General features: G+C 66.1%; 22 protein-coding genes. 12 read left to right on the plus strand and 10 right to left on the minus strand.

Annotated elements, in window-relative coordinates; translation table 11 throughout:
- Positions 1–28: 28 nt before the first annotated feature.
- Positions 29–685: a TetR/AcrR family transcriptional regulator gene (locus FEZ61_RS02275; RefSeq protein WP_173147015.1), complete on the minus strand. Its 657-nt coding sequence runs from the start codon at positions 683–685 to the stop codon at positions 29–31.
- 55 nt (positions 686–740) lie between these two features.
- Complete coding sequence (gene quiC / locus FEZ61_RS02280; protein WP_173147016.1) at positions 741–2,642, minus strand: 3-dehydroshikimate dehydratase QuiC; 1,902 nt, start codon at positions 2,640–2,642, stop codon at positions 741–743.
- Between the two features lie 445 nt (positions 2,643–3,087).
- Between quiC and FEZ61_RS02285 the strand changes: the two genes are divergently transcribed.
- The 5 genes from FEZ61_RS02285 (at position 3,088) to FEZ61_RS02305 (ending at position 10,314) form a co-directional block, all read left to right on the plus strand.
- Positions 3,088–4,485 (plus strand): MFS transporter, encoded by a 1,398-nt coding sequence (locus FEZ61_RS02285; protein ID WP_064307553.1) that lies wholly within the window; start codon positions 3,088–3,090, stop codon positions 4,483–4,485.
- A 252-nt stretch (positions 4,486–4,737) separates the two neighbouring features.
- Positions 4,738–6,003 carry an OprD family porin gene (locus FEZ61_RS02290; protein WP_173147018.1) on the plus strand — a complete coding sequence of 422 codons (1,266 nt, stop codon included), beginning with the start codon at positions 4,738–4,740 and terminating at the stop codon, positions 6,001–6,003.
- 149 nt (positions 6,004–6,152) lie between these two features.
- Positions 6,153–7,217 carry a PA0069 family radical SAM protein gene (locus FEZ61_RS02295; protein ID WP_017642648.1) on the plus strand — a complete coding sequence of 355 codons (1,065 nt, stop codon included), beginning with the start codon at positions 6,153–6,155 and terminating at the stop codon, positions 7,215–7,217.
- A 458-nt stretch (positions 7,218–7,675) separates the two neighbouring features.
- The gene (locus tag FEZ61_RS02300) at positions 7,676–9,493 is read left to right on the plus strand and encodes a S9 family peptidase (protein WP_064307555.1); all 1,818 of its coding nucleotides are present in this window, start codon (positions 7,676–7,678) and stop codon (positions 9,491–9,493) included.
- Positions 9,494–9,579: 86 nt separating this feature from the next.
- Complete coding sequence (locus FEZ61_RS02305) at positions 9,580–10,314, plus strand: DUF502 domain-containing protein (protein WP_017642650.1); 735 nt, start codon at positions 9,580–9,582, stop codon at positions 10,312–10,314.
- Here the strand turns inward: FEZ61_RS02305 and FEZ61_RS02310 are convergent.
- A complete protein-coding gene (locus FEZ61_RS02310) occupies positions 10,311–11,108 on the minus strand; it encodes an SDR family oxidoreductase (RefSeq protein WP_173147019.1) in 798 nt (265 codons plus the stop codon). The genes FEZ61_RS02305 and FEZ61_RS02310 overlap by 4 nt on opposite strands.
- 153 nt (positions 11,109–11,261) lie before the next feature.
- Between FEZ61_RS02310 and FEZ61_RS02315 the strand changes: the two genes are divergently transcribed.
- Positions 11,262–11,705: a DUF393 domain-containing protein gene (locus FEZ61_RS02315; RefSeq protein ID WP_173147021.1), complete on the plus strand. Its 444-nt coding sequence runs from the start codon at positions 11,262–11,264 to the stop codon at positions 11,703–11,705.
- Here the strand turns inward: FEZ61_RS02315 and FEZ61_RS02320 are convergent.
- Positions 11,690–12,445: a CPBP family intramembrane glutamic endopeptidase gene (locus FEZ61_RS02320; RefSeq protein ID WP_173147022.1), complete on the minus strand. Its 756-nt coding sequence runs from the start codon at positions 12,443–12,445 to the stop codon at positions 11,690–11,692. The genes FEZ61_RS02315 and FEZ61_RS02320 overlap by 16 nt on opposite strands.
- Positions 12,446–12,573: 128 nt before the next feature.
- Between FEZ61_RS02320 and FEZ61_RS02325 the strand changes: the two genes are divergently transcribed.
- Positions 12,574–13,839 (plus strand): Hsp70 family protein, encoded by a 1,266-nt coding sequence (locus tag FEZ61_RS02325; protein ID WP_173147024.1) that lies wholly within the window; start codon positions 12,574–12,576, stop codon positions 13,837–13,839.
- A 34-nt stretch (positions 13,840–13,873) separates the two neighbouring features.
- On the opposite strand, the gene bdcA is transcribed toward FEZ61_RS02325, so the two are convergent.
- Positions 13,874–14,587, minus strand: a complete 714-nt coding sequence (bdcA, locus tag FEZ61_RS02330; RefSeq protein WP_173147026.1) for an SDR family oxidoreductase — start codon at positions 14,585–14,587, stop codon at positions 13,874–13,876.
- Between the two features lie 72 nt (positions 14,588–14,659).
- Here bdcA and FEZ61_RS02335 point away from each other — a divergent pair, with 72 nt between their 5' ends.
- Complete coding sequence (locus FEZ61_RS02335; RefSeq protein ID WP_173147027.1) at positions 14,660–15,259, plus strand: TetR/AcrR family transcriptional regulator; 600 nt, start codon at positions 14,660–14,662, stop codon at positions 15,257–15,259.
- Between the two features lie 15 nt (positions 15,260–15,274).
- On the opposite strand, the gene fdhE is transcribed toward FEZ61_RS02335, so the two are convergent.
- Genes fdhE through fdnG form a run of 4 tightly spaced genes read right to left on the minus strand, consistent with a single transcriptional unit; the run spans position 15,275 to position 20,898 of the window.
- Positions 15,275–16,198, minus strand: a complete 924-nt coding sequence (gene fdhE, locus FEZ61_RS02340; protein ID WP_093256456.1) for a formate dehydrogenase accessory protein FdhE — start codon at positions 16,196–16,198, stop codon at positions 15,275–15,277.
- Complete coding sequence (locus FEZ61_RS02345; protein WP_068384267.1) at positions 16,198–16,905, minus strand: formate dehydrogenase subunit gamma; 708 nt, start codon at positions 16,903–16,905, stop codon at positions 16,198–16,200. The genes fdhE and FEZ61_RS02345 overlap by 1 nt, the downstream gene beginning before the upstream one ends.
- Positions 16,902–17,822 (minus strand): formate dehydrogenase subunit beta, encoded by a 921-nt coding sequence (gene fdxH, locus FEZ61_RS02350; RefSeq protein WP_068384269.1) that lies wholly within the window; start codon positions 17,820–17,822, stop codon positions 16,902–16,904. Before fdxH ends, FEZ61_RS02345 begins: the two co-directional genes overlap by 4 nt.
- A gap of 10 nt (positions 17,823–17,832) precedes the next feature.
- Entirely contained in the window at positions 17,833–20,898 is a 3,066-nt protein-coding gene (gene fdnG / locus FEZ61_RS02355; RefSeq protein ID WP_173147286.1) for a formate dehydrogenase-N subunit alpha, read from the minus strand.
- A 264-nt stretch (positions 20,899–21,162) separates the two neighbouring features.
- Here fdnG and FEZ61_RS02360 point away from each other — a divergent pair, with 264 nt between their 5' ends.
- Both FEZ61_RS02360 and FEZ61_RS02365 read left to right on the plus strand, forming a co-directional pair.
- A complete protein-coding gene (locus FEZ61_RS02360) occupies positions 21,163–21,612 on the plus strand; it encodes a GyrI-like domain-containing protein (protein ID WP_017642666.1) in 450 nt (149 codons plus the stop codon).
- Positions 21,613–21,715: 103 nt separating this feature from the next.
- Positions 21,716–22,621, plus strand: a complete 906-nt coding sequence (locus FEZ61_RS02365) for an NAD-dependent protein deacetylase (RefSeq protein WP_017642667.1) — start codon at positions 21,716–21,718, stop codon at positions 22,619–22,621.
- Here the strand turns inward: FEZ61_RS02365 and FEZ61_RS02370 are convergent.
- Positions 22,548–23,693, minus strand: coding sequence for an acyltransferase (locus tag FEZ61_RS02370; RefSeq protein ID WP_017642668.1), 1,146 nt, complete (start codon positions 23,691–23,693; stop codon positions 22,548–22,550). The genes FEZ61_RS02365 and FEZ61_RS02370 overlap by 74 nt on opposite strands.
- Positions 23,694–24,089: 396 nt before the next feature.
- Here FEZ61_RS02370 and FEZ61_RS02375 point away from each other — a divergent pair, with 396 nt between their 5' ends.
- Positions 24,090–24,692: a nucleotidyltransferase domain-containing protein gene (locus FEZ61_RS02375; RefSeq protein WP_017642669.1), complete on the plus strand. Its 603-nt coding sequence runs from the start codon at positions 24,090–24,092 to the stop codon at positions 24,690–24,692.
- Complete coding sequence (locus FEZ61_RS02380) at positions 24,679–25,131, plus strand: DNA-binding protein (protein WP_068384281.1); 453 nt, start codon at positions 24,679–24,681, stop codon at positions 25,129–25,131. Before FEZ61_RS02375 ends, FEZ61_RS02380 begins: the two co-directional genes overlap by 14 nt.
- The last annotated feature ends 15 nt before the right edge of the window (positions 25,132–25,146 follow it).

The following is a 25,146-nucleotide window of genomic DNA, read 5'->3' on the forward strand; positions in this document are numbered from 1 at the left end:
GGAATCAGTAGACCACTACACAGATGCCCTACGGCTGCAGGTAGCGCACCATCGCATCGCCGATCATGGTCTTGTGCCGCCGCAACACCGCCGGTGCTTCCATGTCGATGTCGTGGATGCGGCCGAAGGTGTGGCGGTTGGAGACGCGGTAGAAGCAGAACGAACACATCAGCAGGTGCACATCCACGGCATCAAGACCGCTGCGGATGTCACCGCTGGCTTCGCCGCGGACCAGGATGCGGCGCAGGGCTTCTAGGGCCGAGGAGTTGAGGCTGGAGATGGTCTCCGACTGCGCCAGGTGGCGACCGCGGTGGATGTTCTCGATGCTCACCACGCGGATGAAGTCGTCGTGACTGCGGTGGTGCTCGAAGAGGAACTCCGCCAGGGTGCGGATCGCCTCCAGCGGCGGCAGCCGGTCCAGCGGCAGTTCGGCCTCGTTGCCGCGCACGTCGCTGTAGAGCTTTTCCAGCACCGTCAGGTAGAGCTGCTCCTTGCTGCCGAAGTAGTAGTAGATCATCCGCTTGGAGGTATGGGTGCGCTCGGCGATGGCGTCCACCCGCGCGCCGCTCAGGCCCAGGTCGGCGAACTCGGCCACGGCGGCGGCGAGGATGGCCTGACGGGTCTTCTCGGGGTTGTTCTTGCGCGGGGTACGGAGCGTAGGCGCGAGCGCCGGAGTGTCCTGCATCGGGTCTGACTCTTGGCTGGGGAGAGACGCGGGTACCCACAGGTACCCGCCTGGCTCAGAATTCCAGGGGCGCCGGGCGACCCTGGCGGGCCTGCAGCATGGCCGCCAGGCGCACCGGGCTGTTGGCGGCGCCGTAGCCACTGTAATCCTTGCGCTGGAGGATTTCGAAGAAGAATCGGTCGGCGAAGGACTCGGTATAGACGTGGAACAGCTCGCCACCCTGGGCGTCACGGTCGTAGAGCACGTTGTAGTAGGCCAGGCGACTGAGGAAGTCGTCGTCGAAATCGAAGCGCGCCCCCAGGTCGTCGTAGTAGTTCATTGGGATCTCCAGCAGGGGCACCCCAGCGGCCTTGGCCTGCTCCACCGCCTGGAAGATGTCCTGGCAGGCGAAGGCGATGTGGTGCACCCCCGAGCCGCGATAACTGGACAACGCCCGGGCGATGGCGGTGTTGCGATTCTCCGAGATGTTCAGCGCCAGGCGCACGCTGCTCTGGCGATTCTTCAGGGCGCGGCTCTTGACCAGACCATAGGGATCCGGCACCACCACCTCGTCGTCGGCGCTGAAGTCGAACAGGCTCTTGTAGAACAGCACCCAGCTGTCCAGGGCATCGGCGGGCAGAGCGATGGCCACGTGATCGACATGGGTCAGCCCGAGGCCACCGCTGGCGCCGGCGCTGACATCGAAGTCGGTGTCATAGAGGCTGCGGCCATCCGCGCCGCGATCGGCGAGATAGATCAGGCTGCCGTCCGGCGCCCGCACCGCCGGGATCTCCCGCTCGTTGGGGCCGACCAGGCCGCGATAGGGCTGCGCCCGGTACTGCTGGGCACGCTCCAGGGCGGCCTGGCTGTCGGGCACCCGTAGCGCCATGGCGCACAGCGAAGGGCCATGGGCCTCGAAGAAGTTGTGGCCGAAGGAATAGGGTTCGGCGTTGAGCACCAGGTTGATCTCGCCCTGGCGCAACAGGGTGACGTTCTTCGAACGGTGCCGCCCGGCCTGGGCGAAGCCCAGCTTGCCCAGCCAGCGCGCCAGTTCGGCACCATGGCCGTCGTCCACGGCGAATTCGAGGAATTCGGTGCCTTCCAGGCGCGGCGCCTCGGGTGGAGCGAACAGCGGCGCCGCCACCGAGGTCTCGTCGCGCTGCAGCCGCGCGGCGGTCTGCTCTTCCAGATAGAGCAGGGACCTCAGGCCATCGGCGGCGGTGGCGCGGGTCTGGGCGGCGCGAAAGCCGTCGTTGAAGATCTCCAGCGACAGCGGGCCCTGATAGCCGGTCTGCAGGATGGGCGCGAGAAAACCGGCCAGGTCGAATTCGCCCTGCCCCGGGAAGCAGCGGAAATGCCGACTCCACTCCAGCACGTCCATCTGCAGCAGCGGCGCATCGGCCATCTGCACGAAAAAGATCTTGTCCCCGGGGATCTGGGCGATGCCCGCCGGATCACCGCCGATGGACAGGGTGTGGAAGCTGTCGAGCAGCACGCCGAGATTGGGATGGTCGACCGCCTTCACCAGGCGCCAGACCTGCTGCCAGGTGTTGACGTGGCGTCCCCAGGCGAGGGCTTCGTAGCCGATGCGCAGGCCGCGCGGGGCAGCGCGTTCGGCCAGCAGTTGCAGGTCGTCGGCGATCAGGCGTTCGTCGCCGAGGCTGTCGGCGGCGGTGTTGCTGCACACCAGGATGAGGTCGGTGCCCAGTTCCTGCATGAGGTCGAACTTGCGCTCGGCGCGGTCGAGATTGCGCTGCAGGCGCTCGCGGCGATTGCCTTCGAAGTCGCGGAACGGTTGGAACAGGGTGATGGCCAGTCCCAGGTCCTGGGCGCGCTGGCGGATCTCCCGCGGACTGGCGCCGGAATACAGCAGGTCGTTCTCGAAGATCTCCACACCGTCGAAGCCTGCCGCGGCGATGGCTTCGAGCTTCTCGGTCAGGGTGCCACTGATGGATACGGTCGCGATGGAACGCTGCATGCCGGTGCTCCTGGGTTGACGGCCACCACACACGCTACTGGCGGAGTGACCGGTATTCGTTAGGGTCTGGCACCGATTATTCGTGGCACCGCACGGCCCAACAATGGATTATGTACGAACCAGTTAGTTTCTGTTCGCTGATCGAACATTTGGTCATCTGGCGAATTGACCCGCCCCAGCGGCGCCTCGCACTATGGATCGCAGAGCCCAGCGCTCGTCGCTTCCGCCGCGTCGACCATAACAAGACAAACAAGAGTGTGCGTCCATGCCCCCGCTATCCACGTTATCCTGCGCCCCCCGTCTCGTCTGCAGCCCCACCGTGCTCGGTCGGCGACGGCCAGGCTAGGTCTTCCCGTCCTTTCCATCTTCGGCTCCCGCTGCCCGAGCGAGTTCGTGCGCGGCGCTGAAACCCTCCTGGCCTGACAATAAAATTCCGGAGACAACCATGGCCACTACCGCCTCCCCCACCCCCGGCTCCCAAGCCAAGAAAGCCACTGCCAGCGGCTGGATCGGCTCGGCACTGGAATACTACGATTTCTTCATCTACGCCCAGGCGGCGGCGCTGATCTTTCCGCAGATCTTCTTCCCCTCCAGCGATCCCAAGATGGCCATCGTCGCCTCCCTCGCCACCTATGGCGTGGGCTATCTGGCGCGGCCGGTCGGCGCCTTCGTGCTCGGTCATTGGGGCGATACCCGCGGCCGCAAGAACGTCCTGCTGCTGTGCATGTTCCTCATGGGCATCGCCACCATGGCCGTGGGCCTGCTGCCCACCTACCACCAGATCGGTATCCTCGCCCCCATCCTGCTGGTGGTGCTGCGCCTGATCCAGGGCTTCGCCGTGGCCGGCGAGATCTCCGGGGCCAGTTCCATGGTGCTCGAACACGCACCCTTCGGTCGGCGCGGCTACTATGCGAGCTTTACCCTGCAGGGCGTCCAGGCCGGTCAGGTACTGGCCGCGGCGATCTTCCTGCCGCTGGCCTACTTTATGCCTGCCGATGCCTTCAACAGCTGGGGCTGGCGCATCCCCTTCCTGCTCAGCGCCTTCGTCCTGCTGGCCGGTTTCATCATCCGCCGGGAAGTCCATGAGACGCCCGCCTTCGTCAAGGAAGAAGCCAAGGCCGAGACCGCCGCCGTGGCCAGACGCTCGCCCATCGGCGAAGCCCTGACCACCAGCTGGAAGGCCATGATCCTGGTGGCCCTGATGGCGCTGATGAACGTCATCCCGGTGGTGGCCACCATCTTCGGCGCCGCCTATGCGGTGCAGCCGGCCTACGGCATCGGCTTCGACAAGAGCGTCTATCTGTGGATACCGGTGGTGGGCAACATCGTCGCGGTGCTGGTGATCCCCTTCGTCGGCAACCTCTCCGACCGCATCGGGCGGCGGCCGACCATGATCGGCGGTGCCCTGGGGTCGGGTCTGTTGGCCTTCGGTTACCTCTATGCCATCAGCATCCACAACCTGCCGCTGGCTTTCCTCATGTCGCTGCTGATGTGGGGCGTGGTCTACCAGGGCTACAACGCGGTGTTCCCCAGCTTCTACCCGGAGCAGTTCCAGACCCGCTATCGCGTCTCGGCCATGGCCATCGCCCAGAACATCGGCACCATGTTCACCGCCATGCTGCCGGCGCTGTTCACCCTGGTCGCCCCGCCCGGCACCGACAACATCTGGCTGGTGGTCGGTGGCCTGGCCTTCGGCGTGACCTGCCTGTCGGCCCTGGCGGCCTATCTGTCGCCGGAAACCTACCGGGTGCCCATGAGCGACCTGGGCAAGCCGGGCGCCGTGCAGATGGACAAGCACGCCTATGACACGGCCCGTCAGGACAGTCTCAAGGCTAGCGTCTGACCCCTCGCGAGCCCTCGCCTGGCGAGGGCTCCGCCCTGCTACCTTGGTAGCCTTGCCGTAAGACATACGTTGTCATATAACTATTCAGCCGAATGCGTCGGCCCTAGCTTTCCGATAATTCAAATAAGAAAGGAATCCCTCATGTCGCCTGCACCCTCCTAGCCGTACCTCGCGCCACCGCCCTACCTGCCCTCGTCAGATGCCGCCCCCGTGCCGGCAGGGCACCCCTTACCGACAAGAACAAGGAACACCATGAGCACTCGACTCGCTTCCGGCCGGCTCGCCCGTGCCTGCGCCGCCTTCGCCGCCCTGGCCAGCACCACACCGCTGTGGGCCGCAGACGGCTTCATCGAAGGCACCAAGGCCAATCTCAACCTGCGCAACTTCTACTTCAATCGCAACTTCGTCGATCCGGCCTACACCGCGCAGAACAAGGCCGAGGAATGGACCCAGAGCTTCATCTTCGGCCTGACCTCGGGCTACACCCAGGGCCCGGTGGGCTTCGGCATCGATGCCCTGGGGCTCTACTCGGTCAAGCTCGACGGCGGCGCCGGCACCTACGGCACCCAGCTGCTACCGACCCATGCCGGCAACGAGCCGGCCAAGGACTTCGGCCGCCTGGCGGTGGCGGCCAAGGCCAAGGTCTCCAAGACCGATATCAAGGTCGGCGAGTGGTTCGCCGTGCTGCCGATCCTCAGATCCGACGACGGCCGCTCGCTGCCGCAGACCTTCCAGGGCGCCCAGATCCACTCCACCGAGATCCAGAACCTGGAACTCTGGGGCGGCCAGATGCGCCAGAACAGTCCGCGCAACGATGCCAGCATGGAAGACATGTTCATGCAGGGCCGCGCCAATGCCACCTCCGACCGCTTCAACTACGTCGGTGGCGAATACAAGTTCAACGAGAAGCGTACCCAGATCGGCCTCTGGTACGCCCAGCTCGAAGACATCTACAACCAGAAGTTCATCAACCTGATCCACTACCAGCCAGTGGGCAGCTGGACCCTGGGCGCCAACCTCGGCTACTTCATCGGCGACGACGACGGCTCGGCCCGCGCCGGTGCCCTGGACAACCGCACCGCCTATGCGCTGCTCTCGGCCAAGCAGGGCGGCGGCACCTTCTATGTCGGCCTGCAGCGCGTCAGCGGCGACAGCGCCTGGATGAGAGTCAACGGCACCAGTGGCGGCACCCTGGGTAACGACAGCTACAACTCCAGCTACGACAACGCCCGGGAACGCTCCTGGCAGGTGCGCTACGACCACAACTTCGCCGCCTTCGGCGTGCCGGGCCTGACCCTGATGAACCGCTACATCAGCGGCGACAACGTGCACACCGGCAGCATCACCGACGGCAAGGAATGGGGTCGTGAATCCGAGGTGCAATACGAGGTGCAGAGCGGTCCGCTGAAGAAGCTGCTGATCCGCTGGCGCAACTCCAGCATGAGACGCGACTACAGTGCCAGCGGCTCCTTCGACGAGAACCGCATCATCCTCAACTATCCGATCTCGGTGTTGTAGGGCGCAGTTTCGGCGGCGGCCCGGGTGGCCGCCGCTCGCGCCGACTGGACTCGTTGATAGCCGCTCCTACAGTCCACCCGACCGCTGCACCCTTGCCCCGATCCCTCAGGCCTTATACTGTACAAAGATACAGCTTTCGAGGCCTCCACATGACCCAGCCCCAGCGCCCGCCACGGGGTCGTGGCACCGCCAGCAATCCGCACAATCGCTTCGCCGCGACCCGCAGCGAAGCTGAGCACGATGGCTGGTATGACGAAGCCACCCCGCTGACCTTCACCACCTCGGTACGCCGGGAAACCGCCAAGACGGTGATCAGCCGCAATCAGTCGCCGGACGTGGGCTTCGATCGCTCGGTGAATCCCTATCGTGGCTGCGAGCACGGCTGCATCTATTGCTTCGCCCGGCCCTCCCATGCCTATTGGGATCTGTCGCCAGGGATCGACTTCGAGACGAAGCTGATCGCCAAGACCAATCTGGCGGAGCGCCTGGAGGCGGAACTGTGCAAGCCGGGCTATCAGCCGCAACCCATCGCCCTGGGAATCAACACCGACGGCTACCAGCCCATCGAGCGCCAGTACCAGCTGACCCGCCAGGCACTGGAAATCCTGCTGCGCTATCGCCATCCGGTGACGATCATCACCAAGAGCGCGCTGATCCTGCGCGACCTGGATCTCTTCGTGCAGCTGGCCGAGCGCAACCTGGTCCGCGTCGCCTTCAGCCTCACCACGCTGGACGATGACCTCAAGCGTATCCTCGAACCCCGCACCGCGGCGCCCCAGGCCCGGCTGCGCGCCATGCGCACCCTGCACGAGCACGGGGTGCCGGTGAGCGCCCTGCTGGCGCCGATGATTCCCATGATCAACGACCATGAACTCGAAGCCCTGCTGGAGACAGCCCGCGACCACGGCGCCCGCTCGGCCGGCTACACGCTGTTGCGACTGCCACTGGAGATCGCCGACCTGTTCGAGGAGTGGTTGCAGACGCATTTCCCCGAACGCGCCGCCCATGTGATGAGCCTGATCCGGCAGTCGCGTAGCGGCAAGAACTACGACAGCCGCTTCGGCATCCGCATGAAGGGCGAAGGCCAGTTCGCCGAGCTCCTGGCCCAGCGCTTTCGCCTGGCCCGCCGCCGCTTCGGCCTGGAGCGCCGCGAGGGCGAAGGCCTGGATTGCAGCCAGTTCGCCCCGCCGGGGGAGCAGTTGGGGTTGTTTTAGCACGGGCGTCGAACGGGAACGGATTGCCCCTCACCCCAACCCTCTCCCGAGGGGAGAGGGGGAAAAGCAGCGCATGCCTCGTAGGTTGGGTTGAGCGCAGCGAAGCCCAACAGCCTGCACCCTCACCCCAACCCTCTCCCACAGGGAGAGGGGAAAAAGCGGCACACCCTCGTAGGTTGGGTTGAGCGCAGCGAAGCCCAACAGCCTGCACCCTCACCCCACCCCTCTCCCAAGGGGAAAGGGGGAAAAGCAGCGCACGCCTCGTAGGTTGGGTTGAGCGCAGCGAAGCCCAACAGCCTGACACCCTCACCCCAACCCTCTCCCAAGGGGAAAGGGGGAAAAGCAGCGCACGCTTCGTAGGTTGGGTTGAGCGCAGCGAAGCCCAACGGGCCGGCACGCCCCCCAGACCGTCCCACACAGCTGCTAGGCTAACGGCTGTTCCTACTTCCGGAGTCGCCATGACCGCCCCTACCTCGCTCACGCCGGCCCAGGCCGTTGCCGCCGGCATCGACTTCGCCGAACTCAAGGTCGATGCCAGTGGCCTCTACTGGAGTCAGTACGATCCCGCCGACGGCGCCACCCGGCTGTGGCTGCGCACATCCGGCGCTGCACCGCGGTGCCTCACGCCGGCAGGCTTCAGCCTGCGCAGCAAGGTCTATGAATACGGCGGCGGCGCCCTCTGCCTGGGTGACCAGGGACCGCTGTTCGTCAACGAAGCCGACCAGGCGGTCTATCGTCAGCCGCGAGAGGGCGGCGCGCCCGTATGGCTGGCCGGTGGCGAGGCCTGGCGCTATGGCGATCTGCACTGGGATGGCGTCAGGCAGCAGGTGCTGGCGGTCGAGGAGGATCACAGCGAGCAGCCGCCGCGGCATCGCCTGGTCGCCCTGCGCTCGGGCGGCGAGCGTCAGGTGCTCGCCGAGGGCGCGGATTTCTATGCGGCGCCGCGTACCAGCGCCGACGGCTGTCGACTGGCCTGGATCGAGTGGGACAGGCCGCACCAGCCCTGGACCCGCACCCGGCTGCTGGCGGCGACACTGGACAAAGAAGGTCAGCCCGTAGCGCCTAGCATCGTTTCAGCCGATCCCGAGGAGTCGCTGCAGCAGCCGCTCTTCGATGAGGATGACCAACTCTGGGCGCTGAGCGATCGCCAGGGCTGGTGGCAGCCCTGGTGCGAGTCCGCGGAGGGCTTCGCGCCCAGGCAGGCACCCGCGGCGGATCACGCGGCGGCGCCCTGGCAGCTGGGCGGTAGCAGCTGGTTGCCGACCGCGGAAGGCTGGCTGGCGACCTGGCAGGAAGACGGCTTCGGCCTGCTCGGCGAGCGCCGGGCAGCTGGCGAGGTCCGTCGCCTGGCCCCGGACTTCAGCCGTTTCCGCGGCCTGGCCCTGGACGAGACGCACTGCTACTGCATAGCCGCAGCGCCGACCCGGCCCTCGGCGGTGCTGGCCATCGACCGCCAGACCGGCGCGGTGGAGATCGTCACCGGCGGGGTGGCGCCCCTGGCGGACGCGGCCATCGTCACGCCCCAGCCGCTGAGTTATCCCAGCGGTGGCGAGCAGGCCCAGGGCTTTCTCTATCTGCCGGAAGGGCACGGCGAAGGTCCGCCACCGCTGCTGGTCAGCATCCATGGCGGCCCCACCTCCTGCACCTATCCGGTGTTCGATGCGCGTATCCAGTTCTGGGTCCGCCAGGGCTTCGCCGTGGCCGATCTCAACTATCGCGGCAGCAGCGGCCATGGCCGGGCCTATCGCCAGGCACTGCAGCTGCGCTGGGGCGAGGTGGACGTCGAGGATGCCTGCGCGGTGGTCGAGCACCTCGGCGCCCAGGGGCTGGTGGATCCAGCACGCGCCTTTATCCGCGGCGGCAGCGCGGGCGGCTATACCGTGCTCTGCGCCCTGGCCTTCCGCGACGTCTTTCGCGCCGGCGCCAGCCTCTATGGCGTCAGCGATCCCCTGGCGCTGGCCAAGGCCACCCACAAGTTCGAGGCGGACTACCTGGACTGGCTGATCGGCGATCCCGAGGCCGACCGCGCGCGCTACGAGGCCCGTACCCCGCTGCTGCACGCGGATGGCATCCAGGCGCCGGTGATCTTCCTGCAGGGTCTCAAGGACGCCGTGGTAGTCCCGGCCCAGACCGACGCCATGGCCGCGGCCCTGGAAGCGCGCGGCATACCGGTGGTGGTCAGGCGCTATCCCGATGAAGGTCACGGCTTTCGCCGGGCAGCCAACCAGGCCGATGCCCTGGAGCAGGAGGCCGCCTTCTATCGCCGTTGGCTGTGATCGAGGCGCGCTCAGAAAGTCGGTCCGGGCCAACGCTGAGCGCACCCGGGCCGTATAGAATGGCGCTTTAGCCGTCGAGTTCTTGCATGCCCTTCGTTCGCCGCAGTATCGAAAGCGTCGTCTCCACCTGGCTGGCCGGCCTGCTCTTGCTCCTGCCGCTGGTCCTGACCCTGGCGCTGATCGGCTGGATCGTCAGCTTCCTCAATGGGCTGATCGGCCCCAACACCACCCTGGGCCGGCTGTTCGTGGCGGTCGGCCACCCCTTCGTCGGCAACTCCCTGGCGGCCTATGGCCTCGGCACCCTGCTCTTGCTGGTACTGCTCTATCCGCTGGGACTAGCGGTCAAGCTGGGCCTGCGCCGGCCGCTGGGCTGGTTCGCCGACGTGACCTTCCGCCGCATTCCGGTGGTGGGCAAGCTCTATGGCCTGGCCGAACGCTTCGTCGAGTTGCTCGATCGCAAGGAAGGGGGCGCGGATATCCGCGCCATGAGTCCGGTGTGGTGCTTCTTTGGTGGTCAGGGCGTGGCGGTGCTGGCACTGCTGCCCAATCCGGCGGTGATCGATATCGAGGGTCGCCACTATCACGCCGTGCTGGTGCCTTCGGCGCCGGTCCCCGTGGGCGGCGGGTTGCTCTATGTCCCGGTGGACTGGGTGAAACCGGCGGACATGGGCATCGACATGTTCACCAGCATCTATGTCTCCATGGGCATCACCCTGCCACCGGTGGTCAAGGATCGCCAAGTGGAGTTCATTCCCCTGGAAGAGGCCGTGCGCCGCCAGCAAGAAAACGGGACGGCCGAGGAGCCGCCCCGCTCGTCTTAGTTCTGCACGGCCTGGACCGAGCCCCCATCCACGCGCAGGTTGCTGCCGTTAATGAAGGAGCCGCGTTCGGACACCAGCAGGGCGATGGCCGCGGCCACCTCTTCCACCTGGCCGCGACGCTTCTGCACGATGCCGGGTCGTTCTTCGTCGAGGAAGCTTTCGATGGCTTCTTCGAAGGAGACCCCTAGTTCCTTGGCGCGTTTTTCCATCATGCCGTCGGTCATGCCGGTCTCGATGAAGGCTGGCGACACGGTGTTGCACAGCACGCCGTGGGCCGCTTCCTTGTAGGAGAGGTTCTTGATGAAGGCGGCCAGGGCGGCCTTGGCGACGTTGTAGACGGCCTCTTCCCAATAGGGCTGGACGGCGTTTTCCGACGTGATGCAGACGAAGCGACCCCAACCGCGCTTACGCATGCGCGGGATGGCGGCGCGGCCGACGCGCACGGCGGAAAAGAAGTCGGTGGCCCAGGCCTCCTCGTAGTCGGCATCGGCCAGCTCCAGGGGATCGCCCTTGGCGCCGGTGACACCCGCGGTGTGCACCACGATGTCGATCTGGCCGAAGCGGACCTCGCCCTGCTCTACCAACTGGTCCACCGCGGCCTGGTCAGTCATGTCGGCGGCGACCAGCAGCGGCTCGCCTGGCAGGCCCTTGGCCGCCGCTTCCAGCTTGTCCTGCTCGAGATCGGAGAGCACCAGCTTGACGCCCTCTTCGGCCAACAGCTTGGCCGTGGCCAGCCCCATGCCACCACTGGCCCCCGTGATAAGGGCGACACGCCCCTTGATTCCCAGATCCATAGCGACCTCGTTGGTTGTTTGCGTGCAATGCCGTCATTCGGCGTCTCTGATTCCGACTCGCCACGGGGCGCCGTTGCGCTTACCGTTCGGCGGAAAGCGCAACGGCAGCCCCGCGTGCCGGTCCAGATAGACAAGTCCCCTGGGAAGATCACGATGCATGCCCCTCGCCTGCCCCTGACCCTCTTTCACGACGGCGCCTGCCCGCTGTGCGCCCGCGAGATCGCCTGGCTGCGCCGCCATGCCGACCCCAGCCAGCTGCACCTGGTGGATCTGGCCGCGCCGGACTACGAGGCGCAGGCGCCCGCCGATGCTCCGCCGCGCCAGGCCATGCTCGATCTGCTCCACGCCCGGGATGCCGATGGTCACTGGTTCCGCGGCCTGGACGCCACCTACTGGAGCTGGCGCACCGCAGGCCTCGGCCACTGGGCCCGACCGCTGGCCTGGCGGCCGTTGCGGCCGCTGCTGGAAGTGGGCTATCGCCTGTTTCTCAAGCTGCGCCCAGGCCTGACCTGGTTGCCGCATCCGCAGGGCGGTCGGCGCTGCCAGGAGGATGTCTGCCCCCTGGACGCGCCACGCCGCGATCAACGCAAGGGGTAGGTCAGCACGAGCAGATGCAGGGTGTTGAGCGCACCGTGCAGCAGTACCGCGGGCCATAGGCGATTGCCCGAACAGTGGAACGTCAGCCCATAGCCCAGGCCGGCCAGTCCGGCCAGCAGGGCGAAGCCCCAGCCCGCGGGCAGATGGACCAGGCCGAACAGCAGACTGGTCAGCAGCAGGCCGCAGGGCAGGCCCAGCCACCTGGTCAGGCGGCGTTGCAGGAAGGCACGAAACACCAGCTCTTCGGCCAGGCAGGTCACCAGCAGATTGATCGCCAACCAGGCCAGCAGACCGTCCGGCCATTTCGGTAGCCAACCAAGGATGCCCAGGGCCAGGGCGATCCCAGGAATCCCCAGCAGGGTCGCGCCGACCGTGGCGAGCATCGGCCAGGGTCGCCACGGCCCCGTCGGAATGCCTGGCCAGGTGGCCAGCAGCGCAGCCGCCACCAGCGCCTTGTCCAGCACCAGGCGCAGTTGCCAGGGGTGCGTCCCGCCCAGGTCCTGGGGCGGTCCCAGCGCCCAGGGGACGAAGCCCGGCACGCGGTGGGCAGCGAAGCACACGGCGGCCAGCAGCGTCACGCCGAGCCAGAGATCGGCCGTGACCGGCGGTCGCGCCAGCACCCAGCCAATGAACAGGACACTGCCCAGCAGCCCCCACGGTTGGATCAGCCCGGTCGCAGCGCCCAGCAGCAGTACGGTCGCAGGCAGCAGGGCCCGCGACCAGAGGGGAAAGACCAGCATGAGGCGTCCGTCACCGCGCGAAAAGGCCTAGTTTAGCGGTTCCCCTGGCGTTGCTGGCATCCGGCCAGGGTTCGCCTGGTCGCCGGTCTCGGCTAAACTGCGCGGCTGCTCGCGTTACGGATCCTGACATGTCTGCTGCTCAACCCGCCCGCGCCCTGGGCCTCGACTTCGGTACCTCCAACTCCACCGCCGGCTGGCTCCGGCCCGCCGGCGACGTCCTGCTGCCCCTCGAAGAAGGCAAGGCCACCCTGCCCTCGGTGATCTTCTTCAACGCCGAGGAACGCCGCCCGGCCTATGGTCGCCAGGCGCTGCACGAATACCTGGAAGGCTACGAGGGCCGCTTGCTGCGTTCGCTCAAGAGCCTGCTCGGTTCCAACCTGCTCAAGGGCGAGACCAGCATCCTCGGCAGCGCCCTGCCCTTCACCGAGGTGCTCGGCCTGTTTCTCGGCACCCTCAAGCAGCGCGCCGAACAGCAGGCCGATCGCCCCTTCGACGCCGTGGTACTGGGCCGTCCGGTGCACTTCGTCGATGACGATCCGGTCGCCGACCAGGAGGCCGAGGACACCCTGGCCGCTGTGGCGCGCCAGGTAGGTTTCAGCGATATCTCCTTCCAGTTCGAACCCCTCGCTGCCGCCTTCGACTACGAACGCAGCATCGAGCACGAAGAACTGGTGCTGATCGTCGACATCGGCGGCGGCACCTCGGACTTCTCCCTGGTGCGCCTGGCGCCGGAGCGCCGCAACCTGGCCGACCGCGCCGGCGACATCCTCGCCACCGGCGGCGTGCACGTCGGCGGCACCGACTTCGACCGCCAGCTGAGTCTGGAAGGGGTGATGCCTTTGTTTGGCTACGGCAGCGCCATGAAAAGCGGCGCCACCATGCCTACCAGTCACTACATCAACCTGGCGACCTGGCACACCATCAACGCCGTCTACGCCAAGAAGAGCGTGCTGGGCCTGCGCGACATGAGATACGACGCCCAGGACACCCGCTGCATGGATCGCCTGTTCAAGCTCATCGAACAGCGCGCCGGCCACTGGCTGGCGATCCAGGTGGAAGACGCCAAGATCGCCCTCACCGACGACTGGCGCCGCACCCTGCGCCTGGATCGCATCGAGACCGGCCTGGCCGCGGATCTGGAACGCCCCCTGTTCGACGCCGCCATCGCCCTGCAACTGGAGCGCCTGAGCCGCGGCGTGGACGACCTGCTGGCCCGCGCCGATCTCGATCCGGCGCGGGTCGACAGCCTGTTCTTCACCGGCGGCTCCAGTGGTATCCCGGCACTGCGCCAGGCCCTCGCCAAGCGCTTCCCCGGCGCCCGCCTGGTGGACGGTGACCGCTTCGGCAACATCGGCAACGGCCTGGCCATCGAGGCGTTCAAGCGCTACGGCTAGAGCTGCCGCCGCGAGTGGCGCCGGTGGCGGACGATCAGGCGCCGAAGGCCCCGTCGATGGTGTGCATGGCGCCGGTGACGAAGCCGGCCTCGGGGCCAGCCAGCCAGGCCACCATGCCGGCCACCTCGTCGGCGCTGCCGTGGCGCTTGATCGCCATGAAGCTGTGCATCAGCTCCTTCATGGGCCCATCGGCCGGGTTCATCTCGGTATCGATGGGGCCCGGCTGCACCACGTTGACGGTGATGCCGCGCGGGCCGAAATCCCGCGCCAGGCCGCGGGCCAGCCCCTGCAGGGCGGACTTGCTCACGGCATAGGCGGCCAGGCCGGGGACCGGCATGCGATCGCCGTTCACCGAGCCGATGACGATGATCCGCCCGCCCGCCGGCATCTGCCGCGCAGCTTCCACCGCCGCGTGATAGGGCGCCTGCACGTTGATGCTGAACAGGCGGTCGACGGCGTCCGGGTCCTGCTCCAGGGCATCGCCGAAGAGCGCCACGCCGGAATTCACCACCAGCACATCCAGGGGGCCGCTGTCGCGGACCCGGGCGATCACGGCATCACGATTGGCACTGTCGGTCGCCTCGGCGGTGCTGCCCGTTTCCGCGGCCAGCGCCTGGGCGGCGTCCTTCGAGCTGGAATAGGTGAAGATCACTCGGGCACCCTCGGCGGCGAAGCGCCGCACGATGGCCGCACCTATGCCGCGACTGCCCCCCAGGACCAGCACCGACTTGCCTGCAAAATTCGTCATGACCGTATCTCTCGATTAATGTAGTGAATGCTACAATAAACCTCACTCGACCCCTGTCAAAGTATTTTTGTAATGAACGCTACAAATAAATCTGGCACCCGTGGTCGCCCGCGCCGCTTCGATCCGGATGCGGCATTGGCCCAGGCGCAACGCCTGTTCCACGAAAGAGGCTATGACGGCGTGAGCGTCGCCGATCTGACCCAGGCATTCGGGATCAAGCCACCCAGCTTCTATGCAGCCTTCGGCAGCAAGGTCGAGTTGTATGGCAAGGTGCTGGAGCGCTATGTCGCGAACGGTGCGCTGCTGCTGCGACAGATCCTGGAGACCGACCAGCCGCTGGCCGTGGCCCTGACGCAGGTGCTGGAAGCGGCGGCGCGCAACTACGCGGCCGATCCGCAAGCCGCCGGCTGCCTGGTGCTGGAAGGTACCCATAGCGACGATCTACAGGCCCGTGCGGCAGCGGACGGCTACCACCAGGCAGCCCAGGCACTCATCCATGCCCACATCGCCACACGCCGGCCACAGCAGGCGCGAGAGCTGACCGATTTCGTCGTCACCACCATGGCCGGCCTGTCTGCCAGCGCGCGGCATGGCCAGAGCCTGGAACGCCTGCTGGCCAGCGCGCGTCTGGCCGGTCTGGCCCTGAACCAGGCGCTTCTCGCAAACCCGTAAAGCGGATCTAGCGCCCTACTCCCCCGCGATGAACAGGGGATTGAAGCCGCTGCGGGCGTAGCGCCCCGCTTCGGCCAGGGCGAAGTCCAGCGGCAGGCTGGCAAGGTCGTCCGCGAGGGGATCGGCGCCCAGGTTGAAGCTCTTGCTGACCAGCTTGAGGTAGCTGTCGCAGCTGTCGCAGGTCTCGGCCTGGGCGGCCAGGGGCGTCTTGCCGGCTTCGTCCTCCAGTGCCAAATAGCGCACCTGGGCACTGGTGTTGCAGCAGCTGCACTTGCTGCGTTCCAGGTGCCACTCGGTGGCGCAGAGGCTGCAGTGCAGATAGCGTACGTTGTCGCGATCACGGTCGGCGTGGACGATACTGGCCAGCGGCGGTGCGGCACAGCAGGGGCAAAGCACCCGGCTGACGTCGCCATGGCGTTGGGGCGGCTGTGGCAGGGTCAGGGCTAGGCGTACCCAGGCCACTTGCAGGGCGGCGCCCACCAGAGGCAGTAACGCCCGGCGCTCGGTGGCGCCAGGCTCCTGCGCCAGAACTTGCTCGGCCAGTTGCTGGCGCTCGGCAGCAGACAAGGCGACCAGCTGTTCGAGCACCGGGCGCTGGCGCTCGGCCACGCGCAGCTCCAGGGTGACCAACAGAGCGTCCAGATCGCCCTGCCAGTCCAGATCCCGTAGCAGAGCCTGGCCCTGCAGGGGCGGCATGCCATGCTCCAGGGCCAGGCTGAAGGCGTCCGGTGCCGGTTGCCAACTGGGCTGGCGTTCCTGCAGGACACCATCCTGGGCCTGGATCAGCAGGGCCATGAAGCCGAGAAAATCACTTAGCTCGGTGCTGCGTTCGGCCAGCTCGCGCAGGCGCCGCGCACGCCGGGCGAACAGCTGCCGATCGGGCAGGACCACCGGCGGCGGATTGAGGATGCCGGTGGGCGAAGTACCGTACTGATGCATCAGGGAGTCCCCTTGTCGGGCATGCGGTGTTCATCCAGGGGGCGGTCGCCCCGCTCGCCCCTTTCGCGGCGCTCCTGCTCGACGATCTCGTCGTACCACAGCCGGTGATGGTGCTTGGCCCAGGCACGGCTGACACGGCCCTGGGTCATCGCCCGGAAGGAGCCCTTCACCCAGATCGCCGAGTAGATGTGGATGATCAGGGTGACGATGGCGATGAAGGCGACATAGGCGTGTACCAGACTGGAAAAGCGCAGCCAGCCGCGTGGCAGGATGTCGGCGAAGTACGGCCGCCAGATGAAGAAGCCGCTGAGCAGCAACGCCGGTACGGACAGCAGCATCACCCAGTACACTAGCTTCTGCCCAGGGTTGTTGGCGCCGATGGGCGGCGCCAGTTCGTCACGGTTGGCGAGGACATCGCTAATGCGCCGGACCCAGGCCACGTCGTGGCGCTTGAACAGGTTGACCCTGAAGAAGCGCACCGCCATGACCACGAAACCCAGGCTCATGGCCACCCCGATGAAGGGGTGCAGGATGCGCGTCATGGTCGGTCCGCCAAACAGCGCCGTGAGGTCGAAAAAGAACGGATGAAAGAAGGCCAGGCCGCTCAGGGTCAGGCAGACGAAGGTGAAGGCGATGAACCAGTGGTTCAGCCGGCTGAAGGTGGTATAGCGCAGGATGCCGCGCTTGTTGTCCGACGGCGTAGTCATGGCCGATCCTCCTCGCGCGCGGCGTGGCGCTCTTCCTCGTCCGGCGATTCCTCGGGTTCTTCCTTGGGACCCTTGGTCAGGTAGTGGGCGATGCCCGCGATGGCGGTAACCCCCAGCAGCGCCGACATGATCGGCTTGGTCACGCCCTTCCACAGACTGACCATGGGGCTGATCTGCGGATTGGCCGGCAGGTGGGTATACAGCTCGGGCTTGTCGGCGTGCTGCAGCACGTACATCACATGGGTGCCGCCCACGCCGGCCGGATCGTAGATGCCGGCGCCGGGAAAGCCGCGATCATTGAGTTGGCCGACCCGCATCTCGGCCTGTTCCGTCATGTCCTCCTTGGTGCCGAACATGATCGCCCCGGTCGGGCAGGATTTGACGCAGGCGGGCTCCATGCCGTGATAGACGCGATCGGAACAGAGGGTGCACTTGTAGGCTTTCTGGTCCTTCTTGGAAATGCGCGGTACGTCGAACGGGCACCCCGAGACGCAATAGCCGCAGCCGATGCAGTGCTCGGAGTTGAAGTCGACGATACCGTTGGCGTACTGCACGATGGCCCCGGGCGCCGGGCAGGCCTTGAGGCAGCCCGGGTCGGCGCAGTGCATGCAGTTGTCCTTGCGGATCAGCCACTCCAGGTTGCCCTTCTCGTTGACGTATTCGTCGAACCTCATCACTTGGAAGGTCTCCGGGGTGAGGTCCGGCGGATTGTTGTAGGTGCCGTTGCAGTGGCCGACCTCATCGCGCAGATCGTTCCATTCCGAGCACGCCACCTGGCAGGCCTTGCAACCGATGCAGCGCGACACGTCGATCAGCTTGGCTACCTTTTCCACCCCGCCGATGCGGGTATGGGGCGACTCCTCGGAGGTAGCCGAGCGTGCGACGATGTTCTGGAAGTTGACTTGATCGCCTCTCATAAGACCTTCCTCAGACCTTTTCCACGTTCACCAGGAACGACTTGAATTCCGGTGTCTGGGTGTTGGCATCGCCCACGAAGGGGGTCAGGGTGTTGGTGAGGAACCCGGGTCGGGTCACGCCCTTGAAGCCCCAGTGGATGGGGATGCCGACGTGGTGCACGGTACGGCCTTCCACCTGCAGCCCGCGCATGCGCTTGGTCACCACTGCCACCGCCTTGATATAGCCCCGCTTGGAGCTGACCTTGACCCAATCGCCGGCCTTGATGCCGAGTTCGTTCGCCAGGTCCTCGCCGATCTCGACGAATTTCTCCGGCTGGGCGATGGCATTGAGCCGCGCATGGGTGGTCCAGAAGTGGAAGTGCTCGGTCAGCCGGTAGGTCGTGGCCGCATAGGGAAACTCCTCGCGGGTACCTAGGCGTGCCCGGTCGCCGGGGAAGATCCGTGCCGCCGGGTTGTTCTTGGCCCGAGGGTTGTCCGGGTGCAGGGGGTTGTTGTCCAGCGGCGATTCGAAGGGCTCGTAGTGCTCAGGGAAGGGGCCTTCGGCCAGGAGGCTGCCACCAAAGAAGTGCGCGACGCCCTCCTGGTTGAGGATGAAGGGCCCGGCCTTGGCCGAAGGTGGCGAGGTCCAGGGGAAATCGGGGACGTCGGCCCCTGCCCAGCGCTCGCCGTTCCACCAGATCAGCCGCTTCTCCGGGGCCCAGGAGGTACCGTCCGGCCGGGCGCCGGCGCGGTTGTAGAGGATGCGGCGATTGAGTGGCCAGGACCACGCCCAGCCCAGGGTCATGCCGATGTTGTAGGGATCGGCGTTGTCGCGCCGGTCCATGTTGTTGCCGTGACGGGTGTAGGAGCCAGAGTAGATCCAGCAGCCACAGGTGGTGCTGCCGTCGTCGGCCAGGAAACCGAAGTCGTCGAGCAACTCGCCGCGCCTGTGGGAGATGGTGCCATTCGGCCCGGGCAGGTCGGCCAGGGCCCTGCCGTTGTACTCCTGGGCGATGTCCTCGGGATTGGGTTCCTCCGGATTGCTGTAGGGCCAGGTCAGGTTGAGGATCGGATCAGGAAAGGCACCACCCTCGTCGCGATACATGCCCTGCAGGCGATGGAACAGCCCGGCCATGATGGCCACGTCCGGGCGCGCCTCGCCGGGTGGGGGCGCCGCGCGCCAGTGCCACTGCAGCCAGCGCGAGCTGTTGACGATGGCACCGTTCTCCTCGGCGAAGCAGGTGGTGGGCAGGCGGAACACCTCGGTCTGGATCTGGCTGGGATCCACGTCATTGAGTTCGCCGTGGTTCTGCCAGAATTCGGCGGTCTCGATGGCCAGCGGATCCATCACCACCAGGTACTTGAGCTTGGCAAGCGCCTGGCTGACCTTGTTCTTGTCTGGGAAGGAGGCCAGCGGGTTGAAACCCTGGCAGAAATAGCCGGTGATCTCGCCGTGGTGCATGCGCTCGAAGGTGTGGAGGACGTCGTAAAGCGGCTCGCTGAGCTTGGGCAGCCAGTCGTAGCACCAGTCGTTGTCCTTGGTCGCCGCCTCGGAGAACCAGGCTTTCATCAGGCTGACATGGAAGCGCTCATAGTACTTCCAGTAGGAGACCTCGCCCTCACGCAGGGGCTGCTTGGCCCGCCGCTTGATGTAGTCGCGGTACTCCTGTTCCTCGTGGGAGGCCAGGTAGAGATAGCCCGGCAACTGGTTGGAGAGCAGGCCCAGGTCGGTCAGCCCCTGGATGTTGGAGTGACCGCGCAGGGCGTTGACCCCGCCGCCGAGCATGCCGATGTTGCCCAGCAGCAGCTGCACCATGGAGGCGGTGCGGATGATCTGGGCGCCGATGGAATGCTGGGTCCAGCCCAGGGCATAGAGGATGCTCATGGTGCGCTCGGGGCGCGCCGTCTCGGCGATCATGTCCCAGGTGGTCTGGATCTGCTCGCGCGGCATGCCGCAGACGCGCTCCACCAGGTCGATGGTGTAGCGGCTGTAGTGCGCCTTCATCAGCTGGTAGACGCAGCGCGGGTGCTGCAGGGTGGGGTCTTCCTTCACCATGCCGCGCTCGTCGAACTCGTAGCTCCAGCTGGATTTCTCGTAGGCACGACGCTTGTCTTCGCCGAAGCCGGAGAAGAGGCCGTCGTGGAAGCCGAAGTCTTCCTTCACGATGAGGGCGACGTCGGTGTAGGCCCTTACGTACTCATGCTGGATCTGGTCCGTGGTGAGCAGGAAGTTGATCAGCCCGCCCAGATAGACGATGTCGGTCCCGGTGCGGATATAGGCGTGGTAGTCCGCCACCGCCGAGGTACGGGTAAAGCGCGGATCGATGGTGATCAGCTTGGCGTTGTTCTTTTCCTTGGCCTCCACCATCCAGCGAAAGCCCACCGGGTGCGCCTCGGCCGAGTTGCCGCCCATGGACAGGATGAGATTGGCATTGCGGATGTCGACCCAGTGATTGGTCATGGCACCGCGGCCGAACGAAGGGGCAAGACCTGCCACCGTCGGTCCGTGTCACACGCGCGCCTGGTTGTCGATCGCCAGCATGCCGAGGCTGCGGATCACCTTCTGGGTGAGGTACGCGGTCTCGTTGGAACAGGCCGAAGCCGCCAGGAAGCCGGTGGTGATCCAGTGATTGACCAGATGGCCATCGGCGTCATGGGTGACGAAATTCTTGTCTCTGTCCTCCTTCATGTAGCGGGCGATGCGGTCCAGCGCCTCGTTCCAGCTGATGCGCTTCCACTCGTTGCTGCCCGGCTCGCGGACCTCGGGATGGGAGAGGCGCGATTCGCTCTTGATGAAGTCCAGTACCCCGGCGCCCTTGGGGCAGAGGGAACCGCGACTGACCGGATGATCCGGATCGCCTTCGACGTGGTAGATGTCGCTGACGGTATTGATGCCGCCATCACCGCGGCTGTAGAGCAGCATGCCGCAGCCCACCGAGCAGTAGGTGCAGGTGTTGCGCGTCACCTTGGCGGCGGCGAGCTTGTAGTAGCGGATGGACGCCAGCGCGGGTTCCGGGGCGAAGCCGAGCAAGGCCATGCTCGAGGTGGCGACCCCCGCCGTACTGAGTTTGAGGAAGTTGCGGCGCGATACCTTGATCGACATTTCTTGGGTAACTCCAGGCACATCACGGTAGGACTTCGTCCTGACCCGGGCCTGGCAGTTCGAGCGAAGCGTCGTCTTTCTTCGCCGAAAAATCATTCAAAATCAGTGTTTTAGCGAAGCGGCGGGAGGGCTTGGCAGGGTCTGCGGCAGGGCCTGGCGGCGGCTGCGACCTTTCGTCCGATGGCCGCCCCGGCTGACCGCCGCGCGCCGCTGGAGTAAGGTGACGGCCTTCATCGCATCTTCGAGAGAGTCTGTCCCATGTCGCTGGAAATCGTCGACCATCCCGCCCTGGAAGTGACCGGTCTGCTGTTCGAGCCTGGCCAGGGCGAAGACATCGCCGCCCTCTGGCGGCGCTTCGCCGACCGCGCCGGGGAGATCACCGGTCGCGAAGGCGACGCCGAATGGTATGGCGTGAGCTGGCGCCAGGCCGGCACCATGCACTACCTGGCCGCGGTGGCCACCACCCCGGGCGCCCCCCTGCCCGCCGGCATGGTGCGCCAGGAACTGCCGGAAGGCCGCTACGCCCGCTACGTGCACCTGGGCACCGCGCCCAGCGTGGCCAAGAGTCTCGGCCGCCTGTTCGCCGAACTGCTGCCGGCGCGCGGCCTGCAACCCCGTCCCGGCGCCTGCTTCGAGCACTACACCGAGGCCTTCACCGGGGTGGATGCCCAGGATTCGCAGATCTACATCTACGTGCCGGTCTTCTAAAGGCCACTCGCCGCAGCACGAACAGGACGTTCGTCAGCTGCGGCTTGCCTCCCGGCATAACCCTTTCCAAGCTGGGGATATCGCCCGCAATCCCAGGTGCACGATGTCCCTGCCCGAGCTCCAGTCCTTTATCGCCCGGCACGAGCGGATCTTTCTGCTCACCGGGGCCGGTTGCAGCACCGATTCCGGCATTCCCGATTACCGCGACCGCGACGGCGCCTGGAAGCGCCCGCAACCGGTCACCCTGCAGGCCTTCGTCGGCGACGAACTCCTGCGGCGCCGCTACTGGGCGCGCAGCCTGATCGGCTGGCCGCGCTTCTGCCAGGCGCGGCCCAACGCCACCCACCAGGCCCTGGCGGCCCTGGAGCGGCGTGGCCAGGTGGAGATGCTGCTGACCCAGAACGTCGATCGGCTGCACCAGGCCGCCGGCAGCGAGGCGGTGATCGACCTGCACGGCCGCCTCGACCAGATCCGCTGCCTGGGTTGCGAGCTGCGCCTGCCGCGCCAGGAATTCCAGCAGTGGCTGGGTGAACTCAATGGCGACTGGCTGGCGCTGGACGCGGCTACCGCGCCGGATGGCGATGCCGATCTGGAAGGCGTGGATTTCATGAGTTTCCGCGTGCCGGACTGCCCGCGCTGTGGCGCCCTGCTCAAGCCGGACGTGGTGTTCTTTGGCGAACACGTGCCCGGCGCGCGGGTGGAGCGCGCCTTCGCCCACCTGGGCCGCGCCGATGCGCTGCTGGTGGTGGGCTCGTCGCTGATGGTCTATTCCGGCTTTCGCTTCGCCCAGGCCGCGGCCCGCGCCGGCCTGCCCATCGCCGCCCTGGGCTATGGCCGCACCCGCGCGGACGACCTGCTCGCGCTCAAGGTGGAGGCCTCCTGCGCCCAGGGGCTGGCCTTTCTGCTGGAGTATCCTGCAGCCGCGGCGCCTCCCCCTACGCGGGGACTTGCTGACGCCGCGGCGCCCTTCCCAGATGCATCAGCGGACGCTCGATCCAGCGGTAGCTGAGCATCGACAGCAGACAGGCGAGCACCAGCACCGGTGGCAGCAGCGCCATGAAGCCGAGCGTGCCCAGGGTCTCGACCGAGCCGAGGTTGAGCAGGGTGAAGAGGCCATAGAGCAGCAGGCCGTGGGTGAGATAGAGGCTGTAGCTGATCTCGCCCAGCACCTTGAGACCGCGACTGCGCAGGAGGCCGAAGAGATCGTTGCCGGCGGCCATGGCGGCGAAGGGCAAGGCCAGCGCGAGCATCTGCCTGAGGCTGTAGTCCGGCTGGGTCATGGCGTAGCCCACCAGCGCCAGCGACAGCGCCGCCACCAGGGGCGTACGCAGCCGCGCCAGCAGGCCCGGCAGATGAACCTTGACGAACACCGGCAGGAATCCCAGCAGGAACAGCAGCCCGAAGCGGGCGCCCAGTACCTGATAGTGATAGCCGGCGGCGACCAGCCCGCCCACCAGCAGCACCGAGACCAGCAGCGGCAGCCCGAAACCGCGGCGGTTGAACAGCGCGGCGATGATCGGCAGCGCCAGGTAGAACAGCGCCTCGTAGCGCAGCGTCCAGTGGGCGCCGGCGGTCATCCAGCCGCTTTCCTCCAGGCCGTTGAGACTGAAGCCGGAAAACAGCTCCCAGCTGAGTAGTTCGAGCATGAAGTGCTGGCCGTCGGCGATGACGAAGTGGGTGCGGATCAGGGTGAAGAGCACCACCACGGCCACCACACAGAGGTACAGCGGCATCACCCGCAGTACCCGCGAACGGAGCAGCTCGCCCCAGTCCGGCGTGCGCCGATAGACCTTTCCGAAGAACAGGTAGCCGGTGATCATGAAGAACAGCGAGACCGGCACCACGCCCATGTTGTAGAGCAGATCGCTGTCGGGTTCGCGCCACTGGCCCTCGGCCTTGAGGTGATAGGTCAGCACGAAATGCAGGCAGACCACGGCAGTAGCGAGGATGCCGCGCAGGGCATCCAGCGGCGAGGAGCGCGCCAGGGTCTCCTGGGTGAGCAGCGGGCTGCGGCGCAGGGCGAAGGCCAGCAGCACCAGGGTGCCCAGGTAAAGGGCGATGGGGAGAGCGACGTCAGTCATATCCGTGACCTTCTTGACAGGAACCGGCAAAGACTCGCTCCCAGACCGCCGGAGCGGTCGCCGGAGCGAGCGAGAGAAAACCGTGACAGCCGGGCACGCTACCGCGCGGTACGTGACCGAGGGCAGAGGGACCGGAAAGAGAGGAGAACCGCGGCGAGCGGAAGGATCCGCTGCCTCAGCTAAGCGCGAGAACGCCCATCAGACAAGTCTTGTTACAGGCGTTCCCTTGGGTTCAACGTTTCGCTGCCCTGGGTCAGCAGCCCTGGCACGGGCATTAGTAACGCGCTACCGTTGGTCGGCTGTTCAGGCGCTGGAATACACCAAGGGCAATCACACTGGTTGTTTGCTGCCTTTTAGGCTTCAATTGCAGCCCAAAAGGCAGCAAAGAAATTTCCTATGTCCCTTGCTTCCGTTCTATTTCCCGACTATCGCCGCAAGGTCCTGGCACTTCTTCTGCTCCATCCGGAGAGCAGCTACCATCAGCGCGAAATCGCGCGCTTGACCGAGACCCAGTCTGGCACCCTGAGCCGTGAGCTCGTCAAGCTGGTCGCGGCAGGTCTGGCCGTGAAGACGCGCGTGGGTAATCAACAGCACTATCGCGCCAATCGGGAGTGTCCCATCTTCGAAGAGCTGGCGAGCATCTTGCGCAAGACCAGTGGCCTGACCGATATTCTGGCCGAGGCGCTGAGCCCCATTGCAGACCGAATATCGGCAGCTTTCGTCTTCGGCTCGATGGCTAGCGGCAAAGCAAGCGCTGGAAGCGATATTGACCTCATGATCCTGGGTACCGTGACCTTCCGCGAGGTAGTGGCATCGCTCTATCCCTGTCAGGAGACGCTTGGGCGCGAGATCAATCCCAAGGTATACCAGCGAGAGGAATGGCAGAGGCTGTTGGCGGAAGGAGGAGCCTTCATCACGGACCTGCTGGAAAAGCCCAAGGTGTTCGTCATCGGCGACGCTTCGTACCTGTCACAAGGAAGGACAGATGACCCTGGATAATCTGCTCGGCAAGAGTCTTGAGGCGATCACACCGGACCCTGCGAGCATCCAGCGCTTGTTGGAGGCAGCGCAACGTAGCTTGACCGATGCGTGTCTGCCAATACTGAGCAGCGAAAGCCGCTTCGATCTGGCCTACAAGGCAATCATGCAGGGCGCGAACGCAGCGCTTCAGGCCAATGGCTATCGGACCCTGACTAGCCGGCCCGGTCACCATCAGACCATGATCCAGTCACTGCCCCGCACCGTCGAGCTTGATACATCGACAATGTTGGTACTGGATACCTTGCGCAAGCAACGCAACGTCATCGACTACTCGGGCGATCTAGTCAGCGATTCGATGGCGCAGGAGGCCTTGCAGCAGGCCGAGGTCCTGCTCCAGCACGTCACGCATTGGCTGAAGCAAAATCGACCAGAGCTGCTATCGGATCGCGAGCGCTAACAGCGCTCGCGATCC

Source organism: Pseudomonas sp. MS15a(2019), assembly GCF_013277805.1.
In the GTDB taxonomy this organism is placed as follows: Bacteria; Pseudomonadota; Gammaproteobacteria; order Pseudomonadales; family Pseudomonadaceae; genus Chryseomonas; species Chryseomonas benzopyrenica.

Coding starts and splice junctions, on each gene's coding strand:
- FEZ61_RS02285 (WP_064307553.1), top strand. CDS start 3,088: ATGGCCACTACCGCCTCCCCCACCCCCGGCTCCCAAGCCAAGAAAGCC.
- FEZ61_RS02310 (WP_173147019.1), bottom strand. CDS start 11,108: ATGGATCTGGGAATCAAGGGGCGTGTCGCCCTTATCACGGGGGCCAGT.
- FEZ61_RS02365 (WP_017642667.1), top strand. CDS start 21,716: ATGTCCCTGCCCGAGCTCCAGTCCTTTATCGCCCGGCACGAGCGGATC.
- FEZ61_RS02295 (WP_017642648.1), top strand. CDS start 6,153: ATGACCCAGCCCCAGCGCCCGCCACGGGGTCGTGGCACCGCCAGCAAT.
- FEZ61_RS02345 (WP_068384267.1), bottom strand. CDS start 16,905: ATGACTACGCCGTCGGACAACAAGCGCGGCATCCTGCGCTATACCACC.
- FEZ61_RS02320 (WP_173147022.1), bottom strand. CDS start 12,445: ATGCTGGTCTTTCCCCTCTGGTCGCGGGCCCTGCTGCCTGCGACCGTA.
- FEZ61_RS02335 (WP_173147027.1), top strand. CDS start 14,660: ATGAACGCTACAAATAAATCTGGCACCCGTGGTCGCCCGCGCCGCTTC.
- FEZ61_RS02325 (WP_173147024.1), top strand. CDS start 12,574: ATGTCTGCTGCTCAACCCGCCCGCGCCCTGGGCCTCGACTTCGGTACC.
- FEZ61_RS02290 (WP_173147018.1), top strand. CDS start 4,738: ATGAGCACTCGACTCGCTTCCGGCCGGCTCGCCCGTGCCTGCGCCGCC.
- quiC (WP_173147016.1), bottom strand. CDS start 2,642: ATGCAGCGTTCCATCGCGACCGTATCCATCAGTGGCACCCTGACCGAG.
- FEZ61_RS02275 (WP_173147015.1), bottom strand. CDS start 685: ATGCAGGACACTCCGGCGCTCGCGCCTACGCTCCGTACCCCGCGCAAG.
- fdhE (WP_093256456.1), bottom strand. CDS start 16,198: ATGCATCAGTACGGTACTTCGCCCACCGGCATCCTCAATCCGCCGCCG.
- FEZ61_RS02375 (WP_017642669.1), top strand. CDS start 24,090: ATGTCCCTTGCTTCCGTTCTATTTCCCGACTATCGCCGCAAGGTCCTG.
- bdcA (WP_173147026.1), bottom strand. CDS start 14,587: ATGACGAATTTTGCAGGCAAGTCGGTGCTGGTCCTGGGGGGCAGTCGC.
- FEZ61_RS02360 (WP_017642666.1), top strand. CDS start 21,163: ATGTCGCTGGAAATCGTCGACCATCCCGCCCTGGAAGTGACCGGTCTG.
- FEZ61_RS02300 (WP_064307555.1), top strand. CDS start 7,676: ATGACCGCCCCTACCTCGCTCACGCCGGCCCAGGCCGTTGCCGCCGGC.
- FEZ61_RS02370 (WP_017642668.1), bottom strand. CDS start 23,693: ATGACTGACGTCGCTCTCCCCATCGCCCTTTACCTGGGCACCCTGGTG.
- fdxH (WP_068384269.1), bottom strand. CDS start 17,822: ATGAGAGGCGATCAAGTCAACTTCCAGAACATCGTCGCACGCTCGGCT.
- FEZ61_RS02380 (WP_068384281.1), top strand. CDS start 24,679: ATGACCCTGGATAATCTGCTCGGCAAGAGTCTTGAGGCGATCACACCG.
- FEZ61_RS02305 (WP_017642650.1), top strand. CDS start 9,580: ATGCCCTTCGTTCGCCGCAGTATCGAAAGCGTCGTCTCCACCTGGCTG.
- FEZ61_RS02315 (WP_173147021.1), top strand. CDS start 11,262: ATGCATGCCCCTCGCCTGCCCCTGACCCTCTTTCACGACGGCGCCTGC.